This is a genomic window from Paenibacillus sp. 32352 (genome assembly GCF_002042965.1).
Taxonomy (GTDB): Bacteria; Bacillota; Bacilli; order Paenibacillales; family NBRC-103111; genus Paenibacillus_S; species Paenibacillus_S vulneris.
In genome coordinates, this window is the sequence record NZ_MZNT01000015.1 from 135,731 (window position 1) to 161,833 (window position 26,103).

Annotated in this window: 30 protein-coding genes, 1 pseudogene and 1 riboswitch; of the genes and pseudogenes, 18 read left to right on the forward strand and 13 right to left on the reverse strand. The window is 46.5% G+C overall.

From position 1 onward, the window contains the following. Positions 1–36: 36 nt before the first annotated feature. A complete protein-coding gene (locus tag B1728_RS28870) occupies positions 37–1,320 on the reverse strand; it encodes a histidine--tRNA ligase (RefSeq protein WP_079913887.1) in 1,284 nt (427 codons plus the stop codon). A gap of 383 nt (positions 1,321–1,703) precedes the next feature. Between B1728_RS28870 and B1728_RS28875 the strand changes: the two genes are divergently transcribed. The 8 genes from B1728_RS28875 to B1728_RS28910 all read left to right on the forward strand — a co-directional run bounded on the left by B1728_RS28875 (position 1,704) and on the right by B1728_RS28910 (position 5,123). After that, on the forward strand, positions 1,704–2,246 hold the full coding sequence (locus B1728_RS28875; RefSeq protein WP_079913888.1) for a hypothetical protein: 543 nt from the start codon (positions 1,704–1,706) through the stop codon (positions 2,244–2,246). An 88-nt stretch (positions 2,247–2,334) separates the two neighbouring features. After that, positions 2,335–2,586, forward strand: a complete 252-nt coding sequence (locus B1728_RS28880) for a hypothetical protein (protein WP_079913889.1) — start codon at positions 2,335–2,337, stop codon at positions 2,584–2,586. Positions 2,587–2,624: 38 nt separating this feature from the next. After that, on the forward strand, positions 2,625–2,927 hold the full coding sequence (locus B1728_RS28885) for a hypothetical protein (RefSeq protein WP_079913890.1): 303 nt from the start codon (positions 2,625–2,627) through the stop codon (positions 2,925–2,927). Between the two features lie 83 nt (positions 2,928–3,010). Beyond that, positions 3,011–3,457 carry a hypothetical protein gene (locus B1728_RS28890; RefSeq protein ID WP_079913891.1) on the forward strand — a complete coding sequence of 149 codons (447 nt, stop codon included), beginning with the start codon at positions 3,011–3,013 and terminating at the stop codon, positions 3,455–3,457. A 169-nt stretch (positions 3,458–3,626) separates the two neighbouring features. Then, positions 3,627–4,067, forward strand: coding sequence for an Hsp20/alpha crystallin family protein (locus B1728_RS28895; protein ID WP_079913892.1), 441 nt, complete (start codon positions 3,627–3,629; stop codon positions 4,065–4,067). Between the two features lie 42 nt (positions 4,068–4,109). Then, positions 4,110–4,334, forward strand: coding sequence for a hypothetical protein (locus B1728_RS28900; RefSeq protein WP_079913893.1), 225 nt, complete (start codon positions 4,110–4,112; stop codon positions 4,332–4,334). A 5-nt stretch (positions 4,335–4,339) separates the two neighbouring features. Continuing rightward, positions 4,340–4,768 (forward strand): spore germination protein GerPC, encoded by a 429-nt coding sequence (gene gerPC, locus B1728_RS28905; protein ID WP_079913894.1) that lies wholly within the window; start codon positions 4,340–4,342, stop codon positions 4,766–4,768. A gap of 28 nt (positions 4,769–4,796) precedes the next feature. Further along, positions 4,797–5,123 (forward strand): hypothetical protein, encoded by a 327-nt coding sequence (locus tag B1728_RS28910; protein ID WP_079913895.1) that lies wholly within the window; start codon positions 4,797–4,799, stop codon positions 5,121–5,123. Between the two features lie 61 nt (positions 5,124–5,184). Here B1728_RS28910 and B1728_RS28915 read toward each other — a convergent pair whose 3' ends face one another. The 8 genes from B1728_RS28915 to B1728_RS28955 all read right to left on the reverse strand — a co-directional run bounded on the left by B1728_RS28915 (position 5,185) and on the right by B1728_RS28955 (position 12,381). Further along, complete coding sequence (locus B1728_RS28915; RefSeq protein ID WP_079913896.1) at positions 5,185–6,180, reverse strand: hypothetical protein; 996 nt, start codon at positions 6,178–6,180, stop codon at positions 5,185–5,187. Positions 6,181–6,330: 150 nt separating this feature from the next. Beyond that, positions 6,331–6,648, reverse strand: coding sequence for a thioredoxin (gene trxA / locus B1728_RS28920; RefSeq protein WP_079913897.1), 318 nt, complete (start codon positions 6,646–6,648; stop codon positions 6,331–6,333). Further along, a complete protein-coding gene (locus B1728_RS28925; RefSeq protein ID WP_079913898.1) occupies positions 6,645–7,022 on the reverse strand; it encodes a MerR family transcriptional regulator in 378 nt (125 codons plus the stop codon). The genes trxA and B1728_RS28925 overlap by 4 nt, the downstream gene beginning before the upstream one ends. A gap of 241 nt (positions 7,023–7,263) precedes the next feature. Continuing rightward, on the reverse strand, positions 7,264–8,427 hold the full coding sequence (locus B1728_RS28930; RefSeq protein WP_079913899.1) for a DUF4317 domain-containing protein: 1,164 nt from the start codon (positions 8,425–8,427) through the stop codon (positions 7,264–7,266). Positions 8,428–8,568: 141 nt separating this feature from the next. Continuing rightward, positions 8,569–9,150, reverse strand: a complete 582-nt coding sequence (locus tag B1728_RS28935; RefSeq protein ID WP_079913900.1) for a DUF4256 domain-containing protein — start codon at positions 9,148–9,150, stop codon at positions 8,569–8,571. Positions 9,151–9,372: 222 nt separating this feature from the next. Beyond that, entirely contained in the window at positions 9,373–10,146 is a 774-nt protein-coding gene (locus tag B1728_RS28940; RefSeq protein ID WP_079913901.1) for a hypothetical protein, read from the reverse strand. Between the two features lie 345 nt (positions 10,147–10,491). Beyond that, on the reverse strand, positions 10,492–11,193 hold the full coding sequence (locus B1728_RS28945; protein ID WP_079913902.1) for a CPCC family cysteine-rich protein: 702 nt from the start codon (positions 11,191–11,193) through the stop codon (positions 10,492–10,494). A 657-nt stretch (positions 11,194–11,850) separates the two neighbouring features. Then, positions 11,851–12,381 carry a TetR/AcrR family transcriptional regulator gene (locus B1728_RS28955; RefSeq protein ID WP_256865566.1) on the reverse strand — a complete coding sequence of 177 codons (531 nt, stop codon included), beginning with the start codon at positions 12,379–12,381 and terminating at the stop codon, positions 11,851–11,853. 402 nt (positions 12,382–12,783) lie between these two features. Between B1728_RS28955 and B1728_RS28960 the strand changes: the two genes are divergently transcribed. The 3 genes from B1728_RS28960 to B1728_RS28970 all read left to right on the forward strand — a co-directional run bounded on the left by B1728_RS28960 (position 12,784) and on the right by B1728_RS28970 (position 15,666). Then, entirely contained in the window at positions 12,784–13,542 is a 759-nt protein-coding gene (locus B1728_RS28960; RefSeq protein ID WP_079913905.1) for an SDR family oxidoreductase, read from the forward strand. 209 nt (positions 13,543–13,751) lie between these two features. After that, positions 13,752–14,750 carry an NADP-dependent oxidoreductase gene (locus B1728_RS28965; RefSeq protein WP_256865552.1) on the forward strand — a complete coding sequence of 333 codons (999 nt, stop codon included), beginning with the start codon at positions 13,752–13,754 and terminating at the stop codon, positions 14,748–14,750. A 46-nt stretch (positions 14,751–14,796) separates the two neighbouring features. Continuing rightward, a complete protein-coding gene (locus tag B1728_RS28970) occupies positions 14,797–15,666 on the forward strand; it encodes an SDR family NAD(P)-dependent oxidoreductase (RefSeq protein WP_079913906.1) in 870 nt (289 codons plus the stop codon). 153 nt (positions 15,667–15,819) lie between these two features. Here the strand turns inward: B1728_RS28970 and B1728_RS28975 are convergent, their stop codons facing one another. Beyond that, complete coding sequence (locus tag B1728_RS28975; RefSeq protein WP_079913907.1) at positions 15,820–17,550, reverse strand: recombinase family protein; 1,731 nt, start codon at positions 17,548–17,550, stop codon at positions 15,820–15,822. 71 nt (positions 17,551–17,621) lie between these two features. Further along, positions 17,622–17,768: an SHOCT domain-containing protein gene (locus B1728_RS28980; RefSeq protein WP_079913908.1), complete on the reverse strand. Its 147-nt coding sequence runs from the start codon at positions 17,766–17,768 to the stop codon at positions 17,622–17,624. On the opposite strand from B1728_RS28980, the gene B1728_RS35930 reads away from it, so the two are divergent. The 4 genes from B1728_RS35930 to B1728_RS28995 all read left to right on the forward strand — a co-directional run bounded on the left by B1728_RS35930 (position 17,760) and on the right by B1728_RS28995 (position 19,611). Then, a complete protein-coding gene (locus B1728_RS35930) occupies positions 17,760–18,074 on the forward strand; it encodes a hypothetical protein (protein ID WP_144028044.1) in 315 nt (104 codons plus the stop codon). The genes B1728_RS28980 and B1728_RS35930 overlap by 9 nt on opposite strands. Before the next feature lie 356 nt (positions 18,075–18,430). After that, positions 18,431–18,493: riboswitch (Fluoride riboswitch) on the forward strand. A 30-nt stretch (positions 18,494–18,523) separates the two neighbouring features. Continuing rightward, a complete protein-coding gene (crcB, locus tag B1728_RS28985; protein WP_079913909.1) occupies positions 18,524–18,955 on the forward strand; it encodes a fluoride efflux transporter CrcB in 432 nt (143 codons plus the stop codon). Beyond that, positions 18,955–19,314: a fluoride efflux transporter FluC gene (locus tag B1728_RS28990; protein ID WP_079913910.1), complete on the forward strand. Its 360-nt coding sequence runs from the start codon at positions 18,955–18,957 to the stop codon at positions 19,312–19,314. Before crcB ends, B1728_RS28990 begins: the two co-directional genes overlap by 1 nt. 24 nt (positions 19,315–19,338) lie before the next feature. Beyond that, positions 19,339–19,611, forward strand: a complete 273-nt coding sequence (locus B1728_RS28995) for a phosphatase PAP2 family protein (protein WP_079913911.1) — start codon at positions 19,339–19,341, stop codon at positions 19,609–19,611. Positions 19,612–19,899: 288 nt separating this feature from the next. Here the strand turns inward: B1728_RS28995 and B1728_RS36555 are convergent. Next, a pseudogene (locus B1728_RS36555) lies at positions 19,900–20,028 on the reverse strand (ketoacyl-ACP synthase III); the annotation flags it as partial. Between the two features lie 954 nt (positions 20,029–20,982). Here B1728_RS36555 and B1728_RS29005 point away from each other — a divergent pair. The 3 genes from B1728_RS29005 to B1728_RS29015 all read left to right on the forward strand — a co-directional run bounded on the left by B1728_RS29005 (position 20,983) and on the right by B1728_RS29015 (position 24,957). Further along, positions 20,983–22,281 carry an IS110 family RNA-guided transposase gene (locus B1728_RS29005; RefSeq protein ID WP_079913913.1) on the forward strand — a complete coding sequence of 433 codons (1,299 nt, stop codon included), beginning with the start codon at positions 20,983–20,985 and terminating at the stop codon, positions 22,279–22,281. A 410-nt stretch (positions 22,282–22,691) separates the two neighbouring features. Continuing rightward, positions 22,692–23,021 carry an ArsR/SmtB family transcription factor gene (locus tag B1728_RS29010; protein ID WP_079913914.1) on the forward strand — a complete coding sequence of 110 codons (330 nt, stop codon included), beginning with the start codon at positions 22,692–22,694 and terminating at the stop codon, positions 23,019–23,021. A gap of 175 nt (positions 23,022–23,196) precedes the next feature. Continuing rightward, positions 23,197–24,957, forward strand: coding sequence for a SulP family inorganic anion transporter (locus tag B1728_RS29015; RefSeq protein ID WP_079913915.1), 1,761 nt, complete (start codon positions 23,197–23,199; stop codon positions 24,955–24,957). Positions 24,958–25,657: 700 nt separating this feature from the next. Here B1728_RS29015 and arsC read toward each other — a convergent pair. Then, positions 25,658–26,086 (reverse strand): arsenate reductase (thioredoxin), encoded by a 429-nt coding sequence (gene arsC / locus B1728_RS29020; RefSeq protein WP_079913916.1) that lies wholly within the window; start codon positions 26,084–26,086, stop codon positions 25,658–25,660. Positions 26,087–26,103 lie beyond the last annotated feature (17 nt).

Genomic DNA, 26,103 nt, shown 5'->3' on the forward strand with positions numbered 1-26,103 from the left:
TGTGGGAATTTAGACCGCTCTTTCTCTTTCGGATGCTCAGAGTGCCTGTTTCTGAAGGATGAGCAGAGCCTTCTCTATAGATAGTACTGCTTCTGTCATCTCCACCATGTCCTTCAAACGAATCCTGTTATCACGGGCTTCATCCTCTCCAACCAGGATAACATACCGGATTCCTTGGGATGCGGCGGCGGCAAGCAACTTCTTCAATTTCCTTCGGCTGGTGTCCAGCCCGGTGCGAATTCCATTCGTTCGCAGCTCGGACGCTGCAAGCAGAGCCTCGGGAATGGTATTCCCTATGGGAATAACCAACGCTAATGGTGCCTTGGTTTCCAAGGGGCGGCTCTGCAGCATCGCCATTATGGACTCCATTCCGAATGAGATGCCGACAGTCGGGTAGTGAACATCCTCGCGCCCGATCAGCCTGCCGATGATGGCGTCATAACGCCCGCCCCCGCCCAGGCTGGAGGTGAAGGAACCGGATGCGTCGAAGATTTCATACACTGTCCCGGTATAAAAGGAGAGGCCGCGCGATAAAAAGGGATCGAAGCTGCAAGTCGGCTCCAGCCCAAGCCTGGAGATGAGCTCCTGTAAGGCCCGGATCTCCCTGTATCCTGCAGAATCACGGATATCGTAACGTTCCAGGATTTGCTCCATACTTGGGTTGTTCCACTCGATCAGCTCGGTCATGGAACGGATTGCTTGAGGGGCCAAGCCTTTGCCGATCAGCTCTTGGACAACTCCATCGGCTCCGATTTTGGCGATTTTATCCAGCGTTAGCATGACCGTCGGTTTGGTCTCCGGCGCCACGCCGAGCTTTTCCAGAAGATCACCCAGGAACTGCCGGTTATTCCACCGGAGCGTAATCGGGATATTCAGCCGCTTGAACACCTCGACGGCAACCTGCATTAATTCGGCCTCCGCCTCGGGGCCTTCAATTCCGACTATATCCACATCGCATTGTAAAAATTCACGCAGGCGTCCGCGTTTGACGGGCCCATCACGGAACACCTTGCCTATTTCATATCTCTTGTAAGGAAGCTCGATACCCGGGTTCAAAGCAATGACCTTGGCGAAGGGAATCGTCAGATCATAGCGAAGGCCGAGGCTGCGTGAGCCTTGATCCGTCAGCCGATACATCTCTTTCAGAATCTCATCGCCGCCTGCATATTTGGATGTCAGCAGATCAAGCTCGTTGAGGATCGTTGACTCCATTCCTTCAAAATCATACAGCTCGAACACTTCCTGAAGTACGGATTGCACCTGTTTTCGCAGCGCCTGCTCTTTTCCAAAGAAATCGTAGGTTCCTTTTACATTTTGCATAGCTCCCATTCCTCTCTTCACAAATAAAATAAAAAACGCGCCGGACCTCTTGGTCCTGCGCGTTCGGTATGCCGCAGGGAGGCCAACGCGAGAAGCGTTAGCCCACCCCGAAAATGTACAGGTGTGCTAACGCTGCTTGTAATGATGCAATTGTTGTAACAGGGTGGTGTTCATGATTTCAAATCCCTTCAACAATGGTTGAAAAAGATTATAGCAAGATCTTGAAGGTGATGCAAGGGGAGGGAAAGGCTTTATCGCGAATGGGACCACAAAATGGGCAATTTATTCAGTAGCCAAGCAACAGAACGGAATGACGGAATACAATATAGGCATACACCTTGTTAAGAAGACGATATTGCTTACATCCGGCAGGAGGTGGGTCCATGAAGCTGAATCATCAAAAAGCCTGTGTGGTGTTCAATAAATTGCTGGTCAATAATATTGAAGATTCATCCGGTATTTTTATCGGTACCAACCAGGCCATCGGCTGGTCCTCTTACAGCAAAAGCAATCAGGGGTTTGGCAGCTTAAGCGGCTCTACCATGACCCATGCAGTAAGTGTTGTGCAGGATTCGGATTTGATTGACGCCCCCTTTGAGGATATGAGATACATCACGCTTGCGGAGACCGGCAGCTCCATGCAGCAATGCGCCATAGATTTTAACGCTATCCATGCCAACGTGTTAAACAATGGCTCGGCCATGGACTTGGGAGATAACAAACCATTAGGCTGGAGAACCGCACGGAAAGTCAACTACGGCTTTGGAAAAAGCCTGGGCCGCAATCAGGTAAAGAAAGTCGCCAGCATGGTTCTCGACGACGATGTGATTGACGCGCCATTTCGCAATGAAGGAATCATTAATGAACATGTTCAACACGTGGAGAAAAACATCCGGATTACCCAGAAGCCAAACCATAACGGGTAGGGGCAAGCCGCACGGCATCCATAGGCTGTAACCTAAATAGAGGGACTGAATACTATAAGGCATAGGCCTTTGTCGGGGGTGAACCATTGTGGCCGTTATTATTTCTTTGGCTGCCGGTGCGATCAATGTGAATACATTGAACAGAGGTTCTGTCATAGCTGTCGGAGAAATCTCCCAGCCCGGTTGGAACCAGAACGGAAAGACAAACTACGGAAACGGTCAATTATTCGGAGCTAATATTGAGGCCGGCTTTGTATCCACTCTGTTTGACAGCGATGTCGTGGATAATCCGATTACGGAAATTGAACCGGCTCCATCCATTCAATCCCAAGTGCTATAATGAGGGATAGATAACAGCATGAGAGGAGAGAGAGGTCTGTGAGTAATAAGAAACCAGTCACCTGCCTGCGCTGCTCCAAAACAGCCAATGAGAACGATAAGTTCTGTATTGATTGCGGCGCTCCCCTACAAAACCGCTGCTCTGACGAGCCTGGCTTATTAAAAAAAGGTTGTTCGCATCTCAATGTGCAAAACGCCGCCTTCTGTGCCAAATGCGGAGAACCGACGCTGTTTCAGCTTCACGGGCTCATCACCCCGATCTACGATAACGCGAATAAGCCGCTTTTTAGCCGGATCAACCATTTGCAGCAGGCATTAAAAAACAATATGTTCGGGGACTAAACTGCTTCGGCTAAAGCCGGCAGACGGTAAGCAGCAGGATTCATTCAGGACGGATAGCTTTTTCTGAAAGGCTGTGAAACATTATGGACCCTACCCGGAATTCCATCAAGAGCTGGCAGGAGCTGCAGAGGGCCCTGATCGAGCAATTCCCTCTTCCTGCCGGAAATACCGGAATTGAAAAATTCGTGCATAAAACCCTCAAAAACTTCGTACAGCACTCCATACCCCACTCAGCGGGATACGACCCCTTTTCGACGGAGGATAGCCTTGAGTATGAGCTGTTTGAAAGCCAAAGGGTGATTTTCCTGCACTGTAAAATCCCGGAGGGCATGTCCAGCAGCAATCTTCGTTTTTTTGCCAACAGGCATACCTGCAAAATAGAATTTATGGGGGGCACCCAGGAAATCAGACTGCCCAGCGACATATCGCCGGCCCAGGCCAGCGCAAGACAAGACGGCGATGTGATTGAGGTGCAGCTGCCCAAATCGCGGCATCAAGAGCCGTTTCATGAAATAACCATTCGGGAGTAGGCGGCTGATAGGGGAGCGCATCAAGATGTTGACCGGCACCGGGATATCCCATGTCGCGTCTGCTTTATATAGGACAAGCCGGCGGGGAGGCATGGAGCATCATTTCTTTTCTTGTACATATACATAGATAATGATAAAAGCAACTGTCAGAGCGTGGTGATGTCGGCTGGTGGATAAGGAAAAAACAAATCCGATGAAGGAAGTGCATACGTTTCATAAGCAGGCCAGCGAAGTGTTGGGGGAGGAGTTCTGGCAGGATATCGCCGAGATGATTCCTAAGACGGGTCCGCGTGTTGATATTTATCATACCCACACCGCCGTAGTCGTGCTTGCCGAAATTCCAGGTCTCAGCTCTCCGGATCAACTCGGCATCTTTCTTCAAGGGCAGAACCTTGTGCTGGAAGGGGAAATTCCCTGTACATATCCAGTCACCGAGAATCGGATCACCTTGAATGAACGGTTCTTCGGGCCATTCCGGCGGGTTCTGCCGATGCCTAAGCCGGTATGCGCAGACAGGATCACCGCTAAATATAGCAGAGGCTTGCTTCTGATTGAGCTGCAAATTGAAGCCTCCGTACAGCAGACACAGATCCCGATCGATTTTACTTGAACCTTTCTTCTAGGGCAAAAAAGAACGCGAGGTGGGTAAAAGGTGGTACGAATCCATTTCTATGATCTTCAAATTGGAACGGTGTCCAGCTCGTCAGGCATTTTCCATGGAAGCAACATTCAGTGCAATTATAAGCATAAGGCCAAGCGCAACCAAGCCTTTGGCACAGTCAACGGAAAGAATCTTCTTATCACCGGTCTACAAGCGTCTTTAAGGGATGATGATCAATTCGATACTGTATCAACGACCAAGTTACGAAACATGTGAGTCATATGTTTTGGAAAAAGCGGCCGCCCCAACCCCAAGCGCTGGCTGTGGAGCTGGATAAACGGTTTCAGGATTTAAACAACCGGTTTAGCCGAATTGAACAATCCCTTGAACAATTAAGAACGAATACGACGCAGATTACCATCGAAAATGTCCATATTCATCAGCCGGTTGTGGAGAAAATGGAGTATCGTCTGGACAATCTGGATATCGAGCAGCTAAGCGGCTCTCTGAATTTGGGGAACAATTTTGGCGCCAAGATCACCCCGGATTCATCTTCCCTGCAGGCCGACATCCGAAGGAGGACGGATTCTGCGGCGCCCTCCGAGCAGCGGCAGAGCCCCCATAAGGCGAATCCTTCCTCCCAGATGTCGGATCCTCCTTTATCAGGCCTGCAGCGGACGCAAACCGGTTACCGCGTAACCAAAAGCTGATCAGCGACTCATTCCAGGATGGGAGGTTATGGCCATATCTTCTTTTTTATCTCCTCAATTTGTGATCGGCTCCATCCGTATCGGCTCCGTAGAAAATGCGGCCTGCATTAATATGGGCAACAACTGGCCGACTGGCTTCGAGAGCCACCAGAAGCTGACCCAAGGGTTCGGCTCGGTAAGCGGTGATCGCAATGCCGTCTCCGGGATCCGTTCCCTGCTGCACGATTCTGATTTTCTGGATATGCTGAACGTATCGGACTCCGAGGTCCCGGAATGGCTGCAGAAGCTGATCGTCTCTGCGAATGAGCAGCACAAGGGAGCGGGGGAAGCGGATGTGGGCGGCTTATCGGAGTAAAGTTGTAACATATTGAAGCCCAGGCCTGCCAGCCTGGGCTTCTGTACGGAGCTGTATGATATCAGGAAGGGGAAGGGGAAGGGGACTGGAATTTGTCGCGGATAAGATGGTAGATGATATCTTCCTGCAGCTTATCCAGCTTCTTATACTGCCATGCCATTTTGGCATCGACGACCAGTATAATCAATTCCTTGTTGTCACACGAGCATTCTCCCTGAAGGAGAACCAAGGAGCCTCGCCGCTCTTCCAACTGATATTGCAGCGATTCTACAACCTTGGCGTTCTGGAGACGAATGTTTTTATTCGTCGCTACCTGGGTATGTGCATAGAATGTGGATGTTACCGATGGCTGAATGGATTGGAACAGAAATGCTCTTTTTCCCTTTAAATCATCGCTGTTATAAAAGTCATGGATGTAGGCAAGCCCCACTTCCTGATCCTCTTCCGGCGCCCCCTCTGTTAGGGTTAATGCGGGAACCTCTCCCGCCGCGGTCTTGAACTGATGCCGGAGTAAATAGAAGGACAGCCGTTCGTGAAAATCGTCTGTTTTCAAGTAACCCCACACCATTTTGTTATCTGCGATCATCAGGATGACTTCTTTAATGGTTTTGAAGTTATTGCATGCGCGGCATGGCTGGTCTTCATACCCCTGAATGAGTACCAGGGTAACCTGAACCCCGTTAACCGGCATTTGTATCGATTCCTTAACGCTCGGGTCTTTGAAGCGTTTATCCTTCTTTGTGACAGTAGAGGCGTATTTCAAGGCCGTCTCCTGCATATCGGGAGCAAAATGCTGCTTCACGTAATTGGCTTTGCCCTCGGGATCGTCACTATTTAAGTAGTCGGTAATATAAGCCAGGGCGACTTCTTCGTCGGGTGTCAGCTTGCGTTCCTCCGGCTTCGGGCTTGGTGCCGCCGGTAAGGAAGGAGAGGGAAGAATAGCAGAAGGAGCCGCCTGACTCTTCAGATTCTCAGCTTTGCCGCTGGTGGCTGATCCGCAAGCAGATGCGATGATCATCAGGAACAGCAGCATGATCGTAAGGGTGATTCGGTTCATGGAAAATGCCTCCGTTACTTCATTCGATGGAATGTATTGACGACAGGTTATACCTATCAGCTTTACTTTCTTTCGACATATGGAGGGGATTTCCTGCAAATTTGTCACAAATTGGCGAAGATTGCTGCGGCATGTCGCTTTTCGGAAGTATTACGCATACCGCGAAAGCGCCGCCTGATATACTCCCTTGGGCCGGAGGCCAATAAATTTGTCCACGGGTTCGCCGTTATGAAATACGATAACGGTCGGCATGGACATAACGCCATATTCAGCTGCAATCTCCGGCGACTCGTCGCAATCTATTTGCAAGATCGACAGGCGGCTTCCTTCCTCGTGCTGCAGCTCTTCTAGAATAGGAAGCAGCACTTTGCAGGGCGGGCACCATTGGGCGCTGAAATCGATGAGCGTCACTTCCTTTTCCTTAATGGCGCTCCGAAACGTGGTTGTGTTGACTCTGGGTATGCTCATTTTTGTTCCTCCTCATCATGGGTTTGCCGTTCATCCAAAATCGACTGAATACGCTCCTCCAGATTCGACTTGATGTTTTGCAGCAGGTGGATTTGAGCATCGATCTCCGCAAGCTTTTGGCGGTAAACCGGGAGCACTTCCTGGCAGAAGGCTTCCTTATTTTTCAAGACACAATGAAGAAAACCGGCGATCTGCTCCGTCGACAGTCCGAGCTTGAGGTAGAACTGTATGGTCCGCACCTGCTCTTCCGCCAGCGGCGAATATTCCCGGTAGCCGTTCTCACGCCGAACCGGCTTGATCAAGCCTAGCTGGTCATAATAACGCAGCGAACGGATGCTGACCCCGGTAAGGGCTGCAAGCTCTCCGATTTTCATGCTTCAACGCCTCCTGATGATCGATTCGATTTCATTATAAACCCTGACATTAGTGTTAGGGTCAAGCGAAAAGATGGAGTGTAGGTAGAGTGCTTTACGCTAAGGCATCGACTTTAAAAGCAAGAAAGCGCCTCGGCTGATGGAATGTGAGCATGTGCCCTACAATATCTATCAGGAGGCGCTTTATAAAGTTTACTTGAGATCAGATCGCTTGCGGCACGTTCAATCCCAGGCTCCCAATCTACAGCGTTTCCGTACTGAGCGTAAATCCGTCAATGACGGCGTCCTCGTCCACCTCGATCAAGATGCATCGTTTCCCTTGATAATTGACCTGTCTTACGTACTTCAGATCCTGAGGACTGACCGAAATGGTGGCGATCTTCGTATCGATCTTAATCGATTTTGAAGTGAATTTCGGAACGACGCTGCTCGCTTTAATTTCGTAGTTTTTGTCGTCGACGATCGTTTGGAACGCTCGTTCCACCCTTTCCGCCGTCACATTCTCCACGCCGCTGACCGTCAGCAAGCGTTCCACATCTTTATAGTCCAGCTTCGCAGGTTCTTCCTCTTCATGGGTCTCGATGACCTGATGAATTTCCTCGTAAACGCTGGCTATCGTTGAGGTGTCAAGCTGATCTCCCGCCACTTCCTTTACGATCTCTTCAAAAATGGCTCTCTCTTCCAGCGCAGTCACGCTCTTCTCGGCATTCAAAACTTCCTCGATGAAATGCTGATTCGGATCATTCGCTCTCCCCGAGCAATACAGAATACGATTCACATCGGAATAACCATCCGTTACACTGGGATAGAAAAAGCCCTGCTCCGGCGAACTCAACTTAATGATCGGATCCACGATGACATTGTATTTGAATTCCCGCTCGACGTAATCGAACATGAGCGTTTTCTTTTGCTGCTCCGTTGAATTGATGCTGCACAAAATGAACAGGTTGGAGAACATCTCGTCGTTTTCACTCACCTCGGCTTCTTCGTTTCTAGCCTTGGTTGGCTGGTAGTATTGGCCTCGGACAAAAGTAATCACCGTATCCTTTTCATACTGGGTATCCGCCAGCATTTTCTCCACTAGCAGGATCATCAGATCATGCCATTCCTCCGGATTGCCGGTCACCAGACCTTGATGAAGAAGCACCCGCGTAGGCGTCTCCGCTTCCTCGTGAAGCTTTAGCTCGAACAGCTTTTGATCCAATTCGCCGGCCATCAGCTTTTTGAAATTCCCCATATAAAGCTCCTGCTTTTCCCTGTCCAATAGTGCAAAAGGCTGACGTTCGTAATGATAGATCTCGCTTGTTTCCTTCATAATATACACATTCAAAATATCGTGAATTTGAAGCTTTTCATGATCCAGCTTAAACAGCTTGCGAATATTAGCGACTTCTTTCTTTAACATGTTCTATGAGACATCTCCTATGATGTGTAATGGCCTTACTGGAATAAATGATAGATTTGCGTTCCTAAACGCTCCAAAAAAGAATGCCCTCTGTGAGAAGGGCATCATACAGCACTCCACATGACTGAGGGACTCCAAAATTCAGACCCTCAGCGAGCCGCGGAACCCTCTGGCGGCATAGTAGGATTCCGCGCCATTGTGGTACACAAACACAGTCTCGTAGCGCCGGTCACAAAAGAGGGCTCCGCCAAGTTTTCTAATATTGTCAGGGGTTATCACCCAGCTCGATGTTTTCGTATCAAACTTTCCAAGCTTCTGTAATTCCCGGTATTGTGCTTCCGTTAAAAGTTCAATCCCCATGGAGGCTGCCATATCCATAGCGCTATTCTGCGGCTTATGTTCTTTTCGTGACTCCAGAGCTTCCCGATCGTAACAAACACTTCTGCGGCCTTTAGGACTTTCCGCGGAACAATCGTAAAAGATGTATTCATCCGTCTCTAGCTCATGACCGACCACATCCGGTTCGCCGCCGGTTCTCTCCATTTCATGGAGCGACCACAATTTATCAACATTAGCTTCGAGCTTGGCTTGAACATGAGCCCACTCAAGGCCGTCATGGCGGTTCATATTTTTCTCAAATCGGGCTTTCAATGCTGCGAGTAGTTCTTCACGCTGTTCTGGTGACAACCCCTTTTTATCGCTGGTGTCATTACTCTTGGTCATGGTCGATCCTCCCTCATACGTAGTTCTAGAAAATACGGATTTCCTTCATTCTACCTCAGCTCTTTATATCACAACTTTATTATAGTTTAAAGCATGTCCAAATAAAAAATAGGGAAAGGTTTGAGGGAGCAGGCTTCTTTAGCCTTTTCGCTGTATTCTTTCCCGCTTATTATTCAAAATCAATTCATTGATATCCTAGAACCTAGCAGCCTTTTCAATGCTTTATTCTATGTCCCAAGAGACTGTAAAACTACCTTTTAATCTATCCGCATGAGCTACGAGCTTATAAAATCCTTCTTCTTCAGCATTTATCTCATGCTTATGATCACTTCTTTGGTGCAACGATGCATATTTGCCATTGGGCGTTAGTACTTGATGCCCAACTGCCCCGCCATTACCTACAGGTGTTGTATTCCAAACAAACACATAAACCAGTTTCTGCCCTTTTTTTAGATAAATCGGGATTTCTTGATTCCCATTAAAGTAATCGAACTTGGCTTCGTATGAATTGCTACTAATTACATCATGGAAATTTACCTTTTTGTCAGCTAGCAGAATCTTCATTGATGTAAATAAAAGCAGTGGAATAATAAATGCAAATAGCCACATCATTTTACGTCTTTTAGGTAATATTATGGTACCCCAATAAAAAATCAAGGAGAATATCACACCGAACACACCCATAAAGATTATCCATTCTTTCCCCGCCGAAAAAATGAAAAATCCAAAGCCTGCCGCGGCGTATAACAGTAACTTAATAATAGATTTTTTGGAAGGTATGTAATTTACAATTAAATCAATTATTATCGAACACAAAAAGCCATATCCATATATTGTTATCCACCCATTGATTTCGTTAATAGAAGCAAAGGATTCGTACAATTTAAAACCTGTTAGCAGCAGGACAAAAACCCATAGGAAGAATATTGCATAGCCAGCACCAGCGAGCTTGAATGTTATATACCGTATATAATCAACAACCTTAATTGGTGACACCCCCCAATGGCCAATATTACCATATTACAACCATTACAAGTAGGTAAAAGGTTGTTTTGTTGCGTCATGATGCACACTCGGATTTCTATTTATATACGCATCATGCACCAATTCTGGGCATCTAGTGAGAAAGCTAGGCTAAGGAATTTCAACTTCCTGGGACATTCCAATAATAAAAGAAGCCATTTCCATTAATGAATGGGAAGCGGATCAAATTCTTTCGTTGAGGTCTAATGGGGGCCGTTCCTTATCTGAATAATGGTTATACTGACTGATGATGCGGAATTGGATTTAATCGTAACCCCCCAATAAAAAAACGCCTCAGAGAAGGCCTCCAAAGCGTAATTACTTGCAAAACAACTCAATATCATCTAATGCTGAATGAGCATGTCCTCTAACAAATTTACTTTCATCACTCAATGCATCATTAATAAGTGGAATAATTAGTTCCTTATTAACCGCTCTGTGTATTCTAGCAATATGACCAAAACATAGAATGGCTATTCCTCTTATATTTTCGTTTTTGTGCTGGCTATATCGGACCATTAGGTCTTGTACAAACTCTCCGTCATCCGCATTTAATGCTAGGGAAAGCAAGCCTCTTACTATTGTATCGGTGTTATCAGAATTAATTAGGTTTATGATTTCTTGATTTTTCTCTATATTATCGCTGTAGCGCTCTGAACTTTCATGAACAATATCATCTAGTATCTTTTCTAAAGAGTCGATTTCCTGCCATATTTGATGAACAGATTCATTATTTTCACTTCTAAGTTTTTCAAATGCATTAATTAAACTTTTCTTTGTTTGAATTTCTTTATCCGTTTGTTTTAGGATTCTTCGTCTATCTCTATACATGATATAGTGTTTTTTGAAGTTCTCCCGAGCCTCTGTAAGTGAATAATCTTGATTTGGACCGCCCCAAACTTTATCTGCGTGGGGGTCATCTTGTCCATCATCTTCCCAATTACATAAACAACAAATCTCCCAGCCTCGTCTTTCCTCTAGTGTGGGATAACCACAACAGGGACAATTATGCCGATTCATCTGACACTTACCTTTCTTTTTCAGCCATCAACTATTATTTGGGCTGACCACAGTTCGCACACAGCTTTGCGTTTGGCGTCCTCAATGGCTTGCCACAATATTGGCAAGGGTCGCCAAATAAAGATATTCGATGATGCATAATTGCGTTATGATGAACGCCCGAAACACCAGTTATTTTTTCGTATTCCTTTACGAAAGGACTAAATCTCTCATCCATAGATATCTGTTCTAATGATAGCCCATGCTCTTGCCTAAACTCCTTTGATGCTTTCATACAATCACCATACAGCTTATGAATCCGTGCATATTCTCCTTCATCTAACATAGGCATTTCACATTTACAACGCCAACACCACATCATTTTCATGGTTCGTTACTCCATAGTCTCATGAGACTTATCAGCAAGAGTTTTGATTTTTTAGAGGCTTATTAGGTCGAACATTACATAAGTACAAGATGAATCTCCACACGGAGCAGACAACCATTTGTTACAGGAGGGGCAGAGCTCGTTATCATATTTGTCGTAATAAATAATTACACTCCTACTGGAACAACTGCCCACCGATACGAAAATAGTCATCGACTATTACTTGTCGCTCTTCATCACAATTCTGATATTCACAGAATCACCTTTCGCCTGTTCACAACACTATATCATTACCCTATTACGGGTGCTAAACCAGCAGCAACGACCACCAAAACTTCTCGAGCCATGTCTTCCGCCGATCTATGTTGCGGATGTCTGCTCCACTCGACGGCTGATCCAAAAATGCTCCAGCTTGTAATCAAGGCGGCAGTCTCCACCGTTTCTCGTGAAACGGAAGGTTCCGCTTGTTCACTTAACCAGGCAAATAATAGGTCATATAGTTCCTTTTGCATCGCGACCTGAAATAACGGTTCATACTGGCGGTCAGCTAAAGTCATATACGGACGAGTACAGAAAAGAAAATCGAAAACGATTAAAATAAGCGTTCGCAGGCTCCCTGTATCGGATAAAGCAGCATTAGGCAGCTCATTCTTCAGCTTCTCTTGAAATTTCTCCCTCATCCAGCTCTCAAGAAATGCGAATTTGTCTTCAAAATGCGCATAGAACGTGGAGCGATTTACGGTCGCGTTAGCCGTAATATCTTGTACGGTAATAGAAGAGACATTCTTCTTCTTCTCAAGCAATTCCATAAAAGCTTGCATCAATAGCTGACGTGTCCGTTTCACACGGGGATCGTTTGTGTGAGTGAGCATGTTATGCTTCTACCTCTCTCTTTGGGATATAGTGGTAAGCATGCGTTGTTAGGAAAGCTAAAGACAACAAATAAATACATGTGTTGTATAAGCCACAAATGCGGCTGTTTACTGGTTGTACAACCCAAACCGCTTAGATAAGATTAACACAGACAGTGTAGTTTTTACTACACTGTTGGGTCTATCGTTGGTTCAAAGTAAAACAAGAAAACTAGAAACGATGGGTTCTGTGAAAGCAGTGCATACCCATTATGGTGATTGCTTGTGCAATCTACCTAAGGGCTTCTTATCCAACAATAGTCCGTCAGTTGCAAGATTATATACCGGATAAACCAAGGGAGGAAGATGAACATGGAAAACAATCCTGTTAGTAAATACGCTGGCAAGAAAGTAGTGATCACGGGAGGTAGCAGCGGACTTGGCCTCGTGACGGCGAAGCTGCTAGTGGATGAAGGAGCACGCGTTCTGATCACCGGACGTACCCAGGCTAAGCTTGACTCGGCTCGTGAGGAACTCGGCAGCAACGCGGTCTCATTGCTGAGCGACATCGCATCGTTGACGGATATCGATAAGCTGGCCGACAGGGTCAAGGCCGAGTTCGGCACGATCGATGCCCTGTTCGTTAACGCCGGCATCACGCGCTACGTCCCTTTCGAGTCAATGTCCGAAGATGTGTACGACGAGTTACATACAATCAACGCTAAAGGTCCGTACTTCACCGTACAGAAACTTGCCCCATTGCTTAACGAAGGAAGTGGCGTGGTGCTCACCACCTCTATAACGAACGTATTGGGGATCCCGATGATCAGTGCGTACGCGGCCAGTAAAGCGGCGCTGCGCTCCATGACTCGTAGTCTGGCCCGTGAGCTGTTACCGCGGAAGATTCGCGTCAACGCAGTCAGCCCCGGCCCCATCGACACAGGGATCCTGGAGCGGTCAATGCCGAAGGAAATTGCAGAACAGACGAAGGCGCAGATGAAACGGCAGATCCCAATGCTGCGTTTCGGCGATCCAGCCGAGGTCGCCAAAGCCGTAGTATTCCTAGCATTTGAGGCCACCTATACCACCGGAGCTGAGTTCCCTGTTGACGGAGGCGGCTCCCAGATCTGAGCACTCTCAGTTCGCAACTGACTCAGGGCTTCTTCTCATGACTATTAAAGCGTAGGCAGGAATGTCATGAATTTTCATGTAACTTTCCTCCCAAGTCATCTTACCTTCAAGTGAACTTAATCGTTTAGGATTTCGTGCTTTTCCTTGGATGACCGTATGAATTCACAGAGAACACTATTCCATCAGAGCAAACTGGAGGGAACATCGAATTGGAGAATTTAGATACGTCTTTCAAAAATGTGAAGAATCAGGCATCCAATCCTGCTACCATGCGAACAATTCGGTTCCACGACTACGGTGAACCAACCGACGTCTTGCGCCTGGAGGAGGTGGAGATCCCAGAACCTGGGCCGGGACGCATTCGCGTGAGTGTACGCGCTTGTGGGTTAAATCCGGTTGACTGGGTAATGTGCCGAGGACACTTTGCCGGTCAACTGCCCTTGCCTCGCGGGATTGGGCTGGATGTGTCAGGTATTGTAGACGCAGTTGGAGAGGGCGTTACCGATGTCGCCATAGGTGATGCGGTTCTGGGTGCCGCCGATTTCATGGGTGGATCAAGCGCCGGTGCATCCGACAGAGCGATCATGTACTACTGGTTCCGCATCCCGATCGGACTCGACTTTGTGCAGGCTGCAGCACTGCCAATGGCGGTCGAAACCGCCTACCGAGGCATTGATACTCTCGGGGTGAGGCCGGGCCAGACCGTACTCGTGCACGGAGCCGGCACCACGGTAGGCTTTGCCGCCGTTCAGATTGCGCTTATGCGCGGTGCTCGTGTGGTCGCAACCGCCGGTACCACCTTCGCCGACAAACTCCGCGCAATGGGAGCGATGGTGACCTCGTACGGTGATGGAATGGTCGAGCGAGTGACCGAACTGGCGAAGCAGCCGGTAGACCTCGCCCTGGATGCCGCACCAATCAGCGGCGCAATGATAGATTTAATCCATATCGTCAATGGGCATCCCGAGCGCGTCCTAACCGTCAGCGATTTCGCCGCAGCCGCTGAATTTGGCGTTCGCGCCAGCTACGGAGAAGTACATACCCTACGTTATGATGTTGTCGGCGACTTTGCCCAGTACGCAGCAGACGGCAAGTTCACTATTCCGGTCGCCAGGACCTTCGCACTCGATGCATGGCGTTCAGCCGTCGAAATCAGTCAGAGCGGGCGTGCCCACGGCAAACTGATCCTCCTGCCCGCCTCCGACTGATGTGCGCATATGACCGATGAATAGGCTGAATGAAGGAGGATGTACATTGAATATAAAACAACGAGAACATATCGCACTGATTACAGGCGCAAGTAGTGGGATCGGGTTGGCATTAACCCGGAAATTGCTGTCGGAGAACTGGCAGGTGGTTGCTTTAAACCGGTCGAATTTTCCAGCGGACGATACATTCATTCAAAATCATCTGAAGAACGGATGGCTCCGAGCCTATAAAGTGAAGGATCTCACCGATTACGGCAGCTTGAGACACTCTTTGGAAGAAATCAAAAGCAAGGAGCAGCGGATCGATATTTTGTTCAACAACGCTGGAGGAGGCTTGAGTGAGCTGCGCTATTCGAAACAAGGGCGCGAAATGCATTATGAATTGTTGGCGGTCGTTCCTTATATTATTCTGATGGAATTAAAGGAGCTGTTGACAAACGGCAGCTTAAAAACGGTGATTAACACTTCATCACAGGCGCTTAGATTTACTAAGGAGTTTTCGATCGAAAACTTAGAGCATCCCAAAACCTTCCGCAAAATGTTTGGCCCTTATGCAACTTCAAAGCTGGCTCTTTCGTTGTGGACTCAAGCCGTCGCACCGCAACTTGCCAAGGAAGGCATCAAGATCCGCAGCGTGGACCCGGGAATTAACAACACGCTTAGAAAAGGAAAGGACTCCGGACTGGCCGTATGGTTTGAACTGTTTATGAAGTTTTTTTCCTCTCCGCCCACCCTTGGCGCCAACCTATTATTTGAGGGAGCCCTCGGCAAACACTGCAATGAGACCGGCGTGTTTCTGTTGAAAGATCGGGTTGCGGACTTGAAATTCACAGAGCACGCGCAGCGTGTGCTGGATAAAATCACTGATATATATACCCAAGAATTTCTCGGCGGGAGTGTTCAAGTTAATGGCTGAGTTCAAGTGATTAAGACCTACTAAAGTGAAATTAAAGCAAATCTCAAGCTTGTTCAATTAATTGCATAAAAAACGAAGATCTCAGGCAGCTTAATCGCGTTTGAGATCTTCGTTATATTTGGGCAGGTACATGCGGCTAGAATTGGTTATTTTCTAGTGAGCGACACACAGCACTCCACATGTGTTGTTCTCGGAATAGGAAGGCACTCTCCCCCTTTCACTTCGCAAGGACTTTTTTTGCTTATGCATCTTGCTTTGGATGCTGTTATGAAAGCCGGTCTTATAGACGAAGGTCAGTCTGTACGGCTCGGGACTTTCCTGATTGGTATTCTCCCCAATAATCACTTTATCAACGATGCTTTCGAATACGTTCCGATCGAATGTGGTTAGAACCTCATTTGTTTGAAGCACTTTGCGGAAATGTTCAAGCCGCTTTCCCAAATCAATCTCATCTTGTGCGGATTGCTCCAGTTGTTCCTTTTCTTCGAGCAATTTAGTAAGCGAAGTATCGAGCTCCGCATATTTCTGTTCGTAAGTAGCCCTGTCTATTTTCTCATCCAGGCACAAATCAATCAGCCTGCAACGTTTTTGCTCCATGGCCTGAATCTCGCTGTTAATTTTGTTCAGTCGCTTTTGATTATTCTGGTCGCTAAACACCGATTCCATTCTTTTCATAAGCTCGTCCAGCACGTCCGAATTATTGCGGCACACCAATTTATACGATTCGACAAAAGCACCCTCAATCAGCTTTTCCTCCAAGGCTTTACTGTGAGGGCAGTATTTCTTCCCCTTTTTCGTGGCTGTCACGCACTGCCAAATCACCTTCTCGTGCGGGGTTCCGCTGTGCCAGTTCCGCCGCGAGAGATTGCTTCCGCAGAAAGCACATTCCAACTTGCTGCTGAAAGCAAATTTTCTGCTGTACTTGTCCCGCTTGCCTTTTGCGCCGCGGCGACGATTCTTGCCTCTTCGATGCAATATGTCCTGCGCCTTCTCAAATACTTCCTCGCTGACAATCGGCTCATGATGATTTTTGACATAAAACTGATCTTCCTCGCCGTAATTATCCAACCTTCTCTTGGAAATGGGATCGACGGTAAATGTCTTTCCTTGCAGCAAATCGCCTTTGTACTTCTCATTCTTTATGATACCAAGAACGGTTGTGTCCTGCCATTCGCCCCTACCGTACTTGGTCTTATGTCCCGCCTCAGTCAGTTCCTTGGCAATAACGTAAGCGCCGATCCCCGATGTATATCGTTCAAAAATATAGCGGACGATTTCGGCTTCTTCTTGATTAACGGTGATCTGTTTCGTATTCACATCGTAATCATAGCCCAAACAACTTTGAAATCCCACCAGTTCACCGCGCTTCATTTTCATCTTCAATCCTTTTTTTACGTTGGCGGAGATGTTCTCCACTTCCTGCTGCGCTACGGAGCTTAAGATGACAAGCAACAATTCGCCGTCCATGGTCAGCGTATTGATATTCTCGTCTTCAAAAAATACGGCGATGTTTTTTTCTTTCAACATTCGGACGTATTTCAACGTATCCAGCGTGTTTCTTGCAAACCTGGAGATAGACTTCGTGATGATCATATCAATTTTCCCGTCCATGCAATCGTTAATCATTCGTTGAAAATCCTCGCGCTTCGTTACCTGTGTCCCGGTTATGGCTTCGTCCGCATAAATATCGACAAGCACCCAGTCGCTGCGTTTGCTTACGAGATCTGTATAATAGGCGACTTGCGATTTGTAACTGTTCAATTGCTCCTCGGTGTCGGTACTTACGCGGGCATAAGGAGCAACGCGAAGAATATCCGATAGCTTTCCAGCATTGCGATCGGATATTTTCCTACTTGCTTTAATCACTTCCACTTCAAGAGCCATGGTGTTGTCCTCCATTCTTATTTACTCGCCATCAGTATAATAAGAGGTGGGCGGACCGACAAATGTGCGAATCAAGAAGTAAGGTCCGAAATGATGCCGTAATCCCGCATTGTTTTGTTCTTTATCAAATGAAATTCGTTTTCGGTAATCAAAGATAATGCCAGCAGCTGCCTTATCATAGCGATTTGCATACTGTACCGGACGAGTTTATGGTTCATAGCTACCTCCCAATCACTTTTAAAAACAGAAAAGCAGAGATGCGCAACAAAACAAAACCTTATACGCGCATCTCTGTCTCCGCCTCTGTTTTGGTTGCTTCTCTTACATTAACCTTATCCGGCGGACAGTGGTTAGCCGTCCTCATAGGCTTCAAACCTCTTCCAGGATCGCTGCAAGCCGCCCCCATTGCGCTGAGCTGTGGCTGGACGGAAGTATCATTATCCCTCCGCATGGGTCTTCGCCATAAATGGCACCACTATTTATTTATTGCATGGGCAAAATCGCTCGCAGTTTACCGCTTCTGATTTCAAGGCATGCAGAAATAAGAATCGGCAGACTGGTCGTGGCGCGCCTGCAAATTGGCTATCCTTCCAGGCCATGCGGGGAACGTACCGGATAAGATTGTATCCAGTTTTCAAGGAGCATTGAGGGGTTGAATAATGTCCCTCTAATATTCATTTCATTTTTAGGGTAAAATCGGAACTGCTTGCCCAAAAACTACCCTCCGAGGCTTTCTTTTTTCGATACAATCAAATGCCTAATTAAATGTAATGAATTGAAGCTTTTGTTGATCGATTTGCGAAATATTATCACCGGCTCCTTATAACTCGTTCCAAATAAAGATTGACTTGAACGGGAATTTCAACTAATATAAATTACATGTTCATAAGGCGATGGAGTTCGCCATAAACCGCCGGTAACGGCTAATAACTCCTACTAGAATTCTTATTCTGGTAGGAGTTTGTCTTTTTATATGAATAGTTGGAAAGGCGGGGTTGATTTGATTTATGTGTATCTCGGTGTCGGCGGAACGCTCGGCGCTATTAGCCGCTATTCACTTGGCATATGGATAGGAGAACGTTTTGGACAAGCATTTCCGGTTCACACGCTAACGATTAATTTATTGGGTTGTTTCTTACTTTCTCTCTTCTATACGCTGACCACGACAAGATATTTGGTACATCCGCACTTCCGCTCTTCTTTCGGAACAGGATTTGTTGGGTCGTTCACTACGTTTTCAACCTTTAGTTATGAAAATGTAACATTGCTTCAATCAGCACATTATGGATTAGCATTGCTCTACATTGCAGCAAGCCTGCTCGGCGGTTACCTGTTCACAAGCTTAGGTATACGCCTGGGTAACTATGGAAAGGCAGAATCCAGCAGGAAAGTGAGTAAACGTTAATGGATATTTTATGGATAGGCATTGGTGGGTTTATTGGGGCGATTAGCCGATTTGTTGTCGTAAATGCGTTTAGTCGACGATCAATATCATCGATTCCTTTCGAAACGTTGACTGTAAACCTGGCAGGCTCCTTTTTACTCGGCATTTTGTATGGGCTGACTTTGAATTTACATCTTACCGCCCTTATAGGAACGGGCTTCTTAGGAGCCTTTACAACTTTTTCTACATTCCAGTACGAAATTGTACAGATCCGCCGACTATATAAATGGCGCTCTATTGTCTCTTATGTGTCTATCAGTGTGATTTCTGGAATTGCTTTCTGCGCATTAGGTTATGTATTCGGGCATTTGTGGACCTAGACGATCATCAGGAGGATTGCCGCTATGAATTATGCTGTGTTTCAATTCATTAACGATTTGTCAGGACATCTTGTTTGGCTCGATACGATTATGGTTCTTGTAAGCAAATACGGTTTGGAGTTATTTGCTATATGGCTCGGATTCGTGTGGATACTTGGCGATGATCGAAGGAGACATATTGATGTGCAGTCGGGGTTCTCCGGGATACTGGCTTTGTTTCTGAATTATGTGATCGTTTGTAAGCCATTCGGTTCATTTACTGTTCCCTCACGCAGCGGATGCTTCCTTTCCAAGTGATCATACATCGGGGGCATTCGCACTTGCATTAACGGTACTTATTCGTAAACGCTGGTCCGGATGGTGGGGCTACATTATGTTGGCTTTAGCCAATAGATGCCGCGCTTGAGAAGGATTTCGACATTATAATTTATGGACATCCGAATGCCGGAATTGGACGGCATTCAAGCCACATAATACATTTTACTGAATTGTGCGAACCGAAAGTAACCTTGTATTATCTCCATCACAGCGTTCAGTAATTACCACGACAGATTTTAAGAGGCAGGAATAAGTGAAATGATCTCAGCGTTCATGAATGCCTGTCCGTTGTACGATCCATTCATGACTGGTATCCACCATCTTTTCCAAATCATCATTTGTCAGTTTTCGTTGGGGTACATACGTTCCAATGGCTGTAATACGCGAATGAAACACCAATATTCCCACCGTTCATCCTTATTGAAATTGCTACGAAATCGGAAATTTTTGTCGATATTCAAGAAGTTCTTTTTGAAAACGGTGGAAAGGAATGGATAACATTTTTATATTCCGTTTTATTTTGGTTTTCCTTTTCCGATTATGCTGACACTCGTGGAGTTGATCAATCTGTTTATCGATTTTTTCCCGTAGGGTTAGGATAAACCCGATCGCAATGTGAGATTTAGCCAGTTCATGAAGATCAGTAGCAAGAGCCTCACTCAAATTGCGAAGATCCGGAAGGTATAACGACTTTGTCACATAAAAGACCTCTGGCGTAAAGTCCTCACGGTAATCTTGTCCCGGGACTTGCTCCCAAAAGTCATTCCATTCTCGTAGTAGACCAGTTTCATACAAAAAGAACTTTAAAAACCCGCATAACCATGCCGTACAACTTGTATTTCGTTTTTGGCATCCAATACCTTTGACAAGATGTCGACACCCTTGACAACAGGAACCTCCATTGGCGATACAAACGTTACAAATGGAATTGGACCCAATCTCATGTAACGCATGAATCCCCATTGTTATGACGGTTTGTCTGCTTACCTGCATGAAAGGTGTAATCAATTCATGAGAGGATGACGAATCTTGATGTGATGAGTCATTACTCGTTGAGTCCGGCATTCGTACCCACTCCTTATGTTCTTTTAATCAAATAATCAGATATTTGAATATAATGGGTATTATATAGGAGTTGCAACCAAATCACAATCCATACTCCAGAGCCTTCTTTCCAGAATGTTTTTGGTTGAAGTTGTGTTATGATATTCATATATTCAAAAGTATAGTGATTAAGGAGCTATTCCTGTAATGAATTAATTTGCGGTTTGAAAAGAAAAAGCGCCTCCTGTATGCTGGGTCTCGAATGTTGCGCACATTCACTGCCCTAATAAGAGGAGGACGCTCTAGATGAAGCATAACCAATCGAACAAGCAAAATCAACGGATTTCGAGAATTTCTGAAACGACGCTGGTCATCGGGACTGACATCGCAAAACACAATCACGTCGCTCGCGCCTTTAATTACCGAGGAATCGAGCTCGGCAAGCGCTGCTTATTCCAGAACGATGAGAATGGCTTGTTGAACCTGCTGGCGTGGGCGGAATCCATTAAGCAAGAGCATGGACTGACGGACGTGCTGCTTGGCGTAGAGCCGACTGGTCACTATTGGTTCCCGCTGTTTCACTTTCTGAAGCAGTACGGAGTTGAAGTTGTACTGGTAAACCCGCATCACGTCAAGAAAAGCAAGGAACTGGACGACAACTCGCCGACCAAGAATGACATCAAAGATGCGAAAGTCGTCGCCAAGCTCGTCATCGACGGACGCTATACACAGCCGCAGCTGCCGGAAGGCGTTTACGCTGACCTACGAGTGCTGATGAACCAGCGAGACCGTCTGTGCGGGGATTTGAACCGCGTGAAAGGAAGAATCCACAATTGGCTGGATCGCTTCTTTCCCGAATATACACAAGTGTTTAAAGACTGGGAAGGCAAGGCCTCGCTCATTACGTTACAGCACTTTCCGCTGCCGCAAGATGTCATCGCCGCCGGTGAAACAACAGTCGTGGCGATCTGGAAGAAGAATGACGTGAAACGAGCTGTAGGCCCCAAGAGAGCGGAGCTGCTCTACCGGAAAGCCCAAAAATCCATCGGCCTCACGGAAGGCGCTACGGCGGCCAAGCATGAGCTAGCCATGTATTTGGAGCAGTACGCCATGCTGTGCAGGCAGATTGAGCAACTGATGGAGCTTGTGGCGGGTCTGGTGGAACAGATTCCGGGAGCCACCCACATGATGAGCATTCCGTCCATCGGTCTTACCACCGTGGCAGGTTTCCTGGCGGAAGTTGGCGACTTGAGCGGCTATGACCACAGCCAACAAATCGTGCGTCACGCCGGTCTCAGCCTGCGGGAAAACAGCTCAGGGCTTCATAAAGGGGAAACGACCATCAGCAACCGAGGCCGCTGTCGTCTCCGAGCCTTGCTGTTCCGGGCGGCGCTGACGATGGTCGCGAAGAACCAAGAGTTCCGCGCGCTGCACTTGTACTTCACGACGCGTCGGGATAACCCGCTGAAGAAGAAACAGTCGATGATCGCGATCTGCAACAAGCTCATCCGCGTCTTGTTTGAACTAGGCCGCAAACAAAAGGAATATGACGCCAGCAAAGTGCTTGGCCCCCATCGGGAGGCTCAATTGCAAGCGGCAGCTTAATTGATCTACAGCTTAGCAACTCGCTTTCGTTTCATCGCTTATACACATGTTGATCTTTGACAAACGAAGCACGGATAGGCCGGGAGAAATCATCACCATAAGGGCATCGACCCCGTTAAGGAGCTTGCCTGGCCTCCACCCCTTGAGAGGTAGAACGAAGGAATGTAAGGGCATCGACCCAGGGAGATATGGGAGGGTAAACCACAAGGGTTCATGTGGAGATCCATATGCGACCATACGGCTTTAAAAAAGCGGGGTGACCACCACCTCTATTCCCGCCAACAGGTCGATCCCAAATATTCGCTCCTCGTCAAATCCTATCCAAGGGGGCTTTGGATGTCAAAGATGAAATCATGCGAAAAGGCGAGAAAAACGGAGAAAACATTATTTAATTGAGGGAGGCGTTAGCCATGAATCAAAATATCCAACAGTTTAAAGCCGATTTTTTTAAGGCGCTGGCGCATCCCATGCGGATTCGAATCCTGGAGGTTCTGAGTGAAGGAGATAAAAACGTAAATGAGATACAGAGTATTTTAGGCTCAGAAGGTTCAGCCGTTTCTCAGCAGTTGGCCGTATTGCGAAATAAAAATGTGGTGACGGGCATAAAAGACGGTACTTCTGTCATTTATTCGTTACGTGACCCGCTGATTAAAGACCTGCTCGCAGTCACAAAGCAGATCTTCGATAATCATCTCGTGGATGCCATTTCATTACTTGAGGTCATTCGAAATGAATCTTAAACTGAAAAACAAGGGTATCCATGAGCAACATCAAGGATCACCTTGTTTTTTCGTTTTGCAGTCGGGAACATGCGGAGCGACGCGAGATTATTACGATTGACATTATTCGATGACAGGAGTAACATTTCACATATATTCAAATAATCAAATATATGAAGAAGAGAAGGTAATTCAGATGAAATGGACGGGAAGATTTGAAGGATACCATGCAGCCGCATTCCGGAAGGATCTCATTTCAGGCCTCATTGTTGGCATTATCGCCATTCCATTAGGGATGGCGTTTGCTATTGCTGCTGGTGTAAAACCGGAATATGGCATTTATACCACCATCGTTGCCGGTATCTGTATTTCCTTGTTCGGAGGTTCTAAATTTCAAATCGGCGGCCCGACCGGTGCATTTATTCCGATCCTTTTCGCGATCGTCATGGAATATGGATACGAAAATTTATTGCTTGCAGGATTTTTGGCGGGAATTATTCTTGTTCTCATGGGGCTGTTTAAACTCGGTGCGTTGATAAAATTTATTCCTCGCCCTGTAACCATCGGATTTACCGCTGGAATTGCCGTCATAATCTTCAGCGGACAAATTGCCAACTTTTTAGGTTTGAGCGGTATCGAGAAACATGAGAATTTTCTACCCAATATGAAGGAAATTGTAATGCATCTCGCTACTACGAATTTCTACAGTATTATCACAGCGGTCGTCTGTTTGGCAGTTATCCTCCTAACACCGAAATTTTTACCGAAGGTCCCTGGTTCCTTGGTAGGGCTTATCGTATCCACTATAGTGGCGACCGTATTCTTTAAAGGGGAAGTTGCAACGATTGGATCGTCATTTGGAGCTATTCCAAGCACCCTACCCCATTTTCATTTCCCTGATCTAACCTGGGATCGCATTGAAAATTTGATTCGCCCCGCCTTTACTATTGCCATGTTGGGCAGCATCGAATCTTTATTATCGGCGGTTGTTGCCGACGGCATGACCGACAGTCGTCATAACAGCAATCGGGAACTGATTGGGCAAGGCATCGCCAATATGGTAACCCCTCTTTTTGGAGGCATACCAGCGACAGGAGCCATTGCACGAACAGCAACCAATATCAAAAACGGTGCGATCTCACCCCTGTCAGGTATTATACATGGTATTGTTGTATTGCTGGTGCTCATTTTGTTTGCACCTTATGCATCAGAGATCCCACTTGCTAGTATGGCACCGATTCTAATGCTGGTTGCCTGGAACATGAGCGAACGAAAAGAATTTGCTCACGTCTTAAAAACCAAAACGAGCGATTCTTTTGTCCTTCTCATTACCTTTTTGCTAACGGTCTTTACGAATTTAACGACTGCCGTTGAAGTCGGATTAATTTTGGCTGTTATACTGTTTGTGAAACGAATGAGTGATGGGTTATTGGTTTCCAAGGTATTGCCTGACCCAACAGTTAAACATGAAAAAGTGAAAGCTCATATGGTGACCGAAGGCCACGATTGTCCACAAATTGGGATCTATACCATCGAAGGCCCCCTCTTTTTCGGCGCCGCGAACATGTTTGAAAAGTCCATTATGGATTCGATTCATCTAAGACCGAAAGTGTTACTGCTGCGCATGGGAAAAGTACCTTTTATGGATACGACGGGTGAATCAAATCTTTCCAGTTTGGTGATGCATTTCGAGAAATTTGGTGGGATTATTCTTGTATCCGGAATTCAAGCTCAGCCTTTAGATGTATTGAAGAGAACAGGGTTGTATACGCTGATTGGGGCTGAACATTTTTTTGGACATACCGGTGAGGCACTTAACTTCGCGCTATTGCAACTGGATTTGAATAAATGTCTAGGTTGTAAACATTTTGCTTTCCGTGAATGCGCGGCGTTATCAAACAAGGAGTCTCAAAAAGAAGTGATCACCAGTTTAAAGGCTGATCCAGCAAGGACATAGCCTAATCTCATTTGAAATCGCCCTAAGGACGAAATGAGGTGAATGGCTATGCAACTTGCACTTCAGCAATACAAAGTGATCATGGCTCATCCGCTGCAAAAGGTGTCAATGAGCATCAATCGCGTATTATGACTCGCGTCGTTTATTCAGTGCAAGACAATGACAGATTAAAAATATTGTTTTGTGTCGACTTGTCAGAAGGTCACGTGAATCTCGAACACTATTCATATTGTTTCGACAAGAACAGTTTCTAGACAATATCGAAAATTAAAAGGTTACCATGATTGTCGAGCGGATAAATAAAAAAGTGTTCTAACAATCTTATCGTTTATCTAAGCAAAAATGAGATCGACTGCGAGGCGCTCTCTCGTCCAACTGAAACAGTAACATACAGACACGCCCATGCTCGGATTCTTTTGTTACACAGCCACTTTCAAGTCATCCTCGGCAAATGATTGCGAATGATTCCACTATAATATACGGTTGCGTAAGCAGAGTTCGAACAAAATAAATAAGAGTTGTCGGGATGAATGGTTTCTAAAGCAGAAGCTTTAACATGTACAGCAATCCATCCTAAACCACTCCTCATGTAGACGAGAATGGGCTTAAGGGTGAGGATACATTTCTTTCTTTACTCATTTAATCCTGCCCATGGAGTAATGACAATGTTTAGTCTACAACTTTACATTCCCGTTCAAATTTACCGACCTTCGGCTAGAAACTTTTCGATACGCGACTTAATCGCATCCCGAACCGCTCGAAATTGGCTCATGATTTCTTCCTCGGTGCCGGTCGCCTTGGCCGGATCATCGAAGCCCCAATGCCATTTCACGACGTTTTTATTCGAAATCACCGGACAATGTTCGTCTGCATGGCCACATAACGTAATCACATAGTCTGCCAGATTCAAAATCTCCGGATCGATGACATCAGATGTATGGCTGCTAATTTCGACGCCAGCTTCCTTCATCACCTGGACGGCACGGGGATTCAGCCCATGTGCCTCTAACCCGGCGCTTTTTACTTCGTAGCGATCAGTACCGAGAGCCTTCAAAAAGCCATCCGCCATTTGGCTGCGGCAAGAGTTTCCTGTACAAAGGAAATAAACGAGTTTTTTGTTTTCTGACATGATGAGTCCTCCTGTTT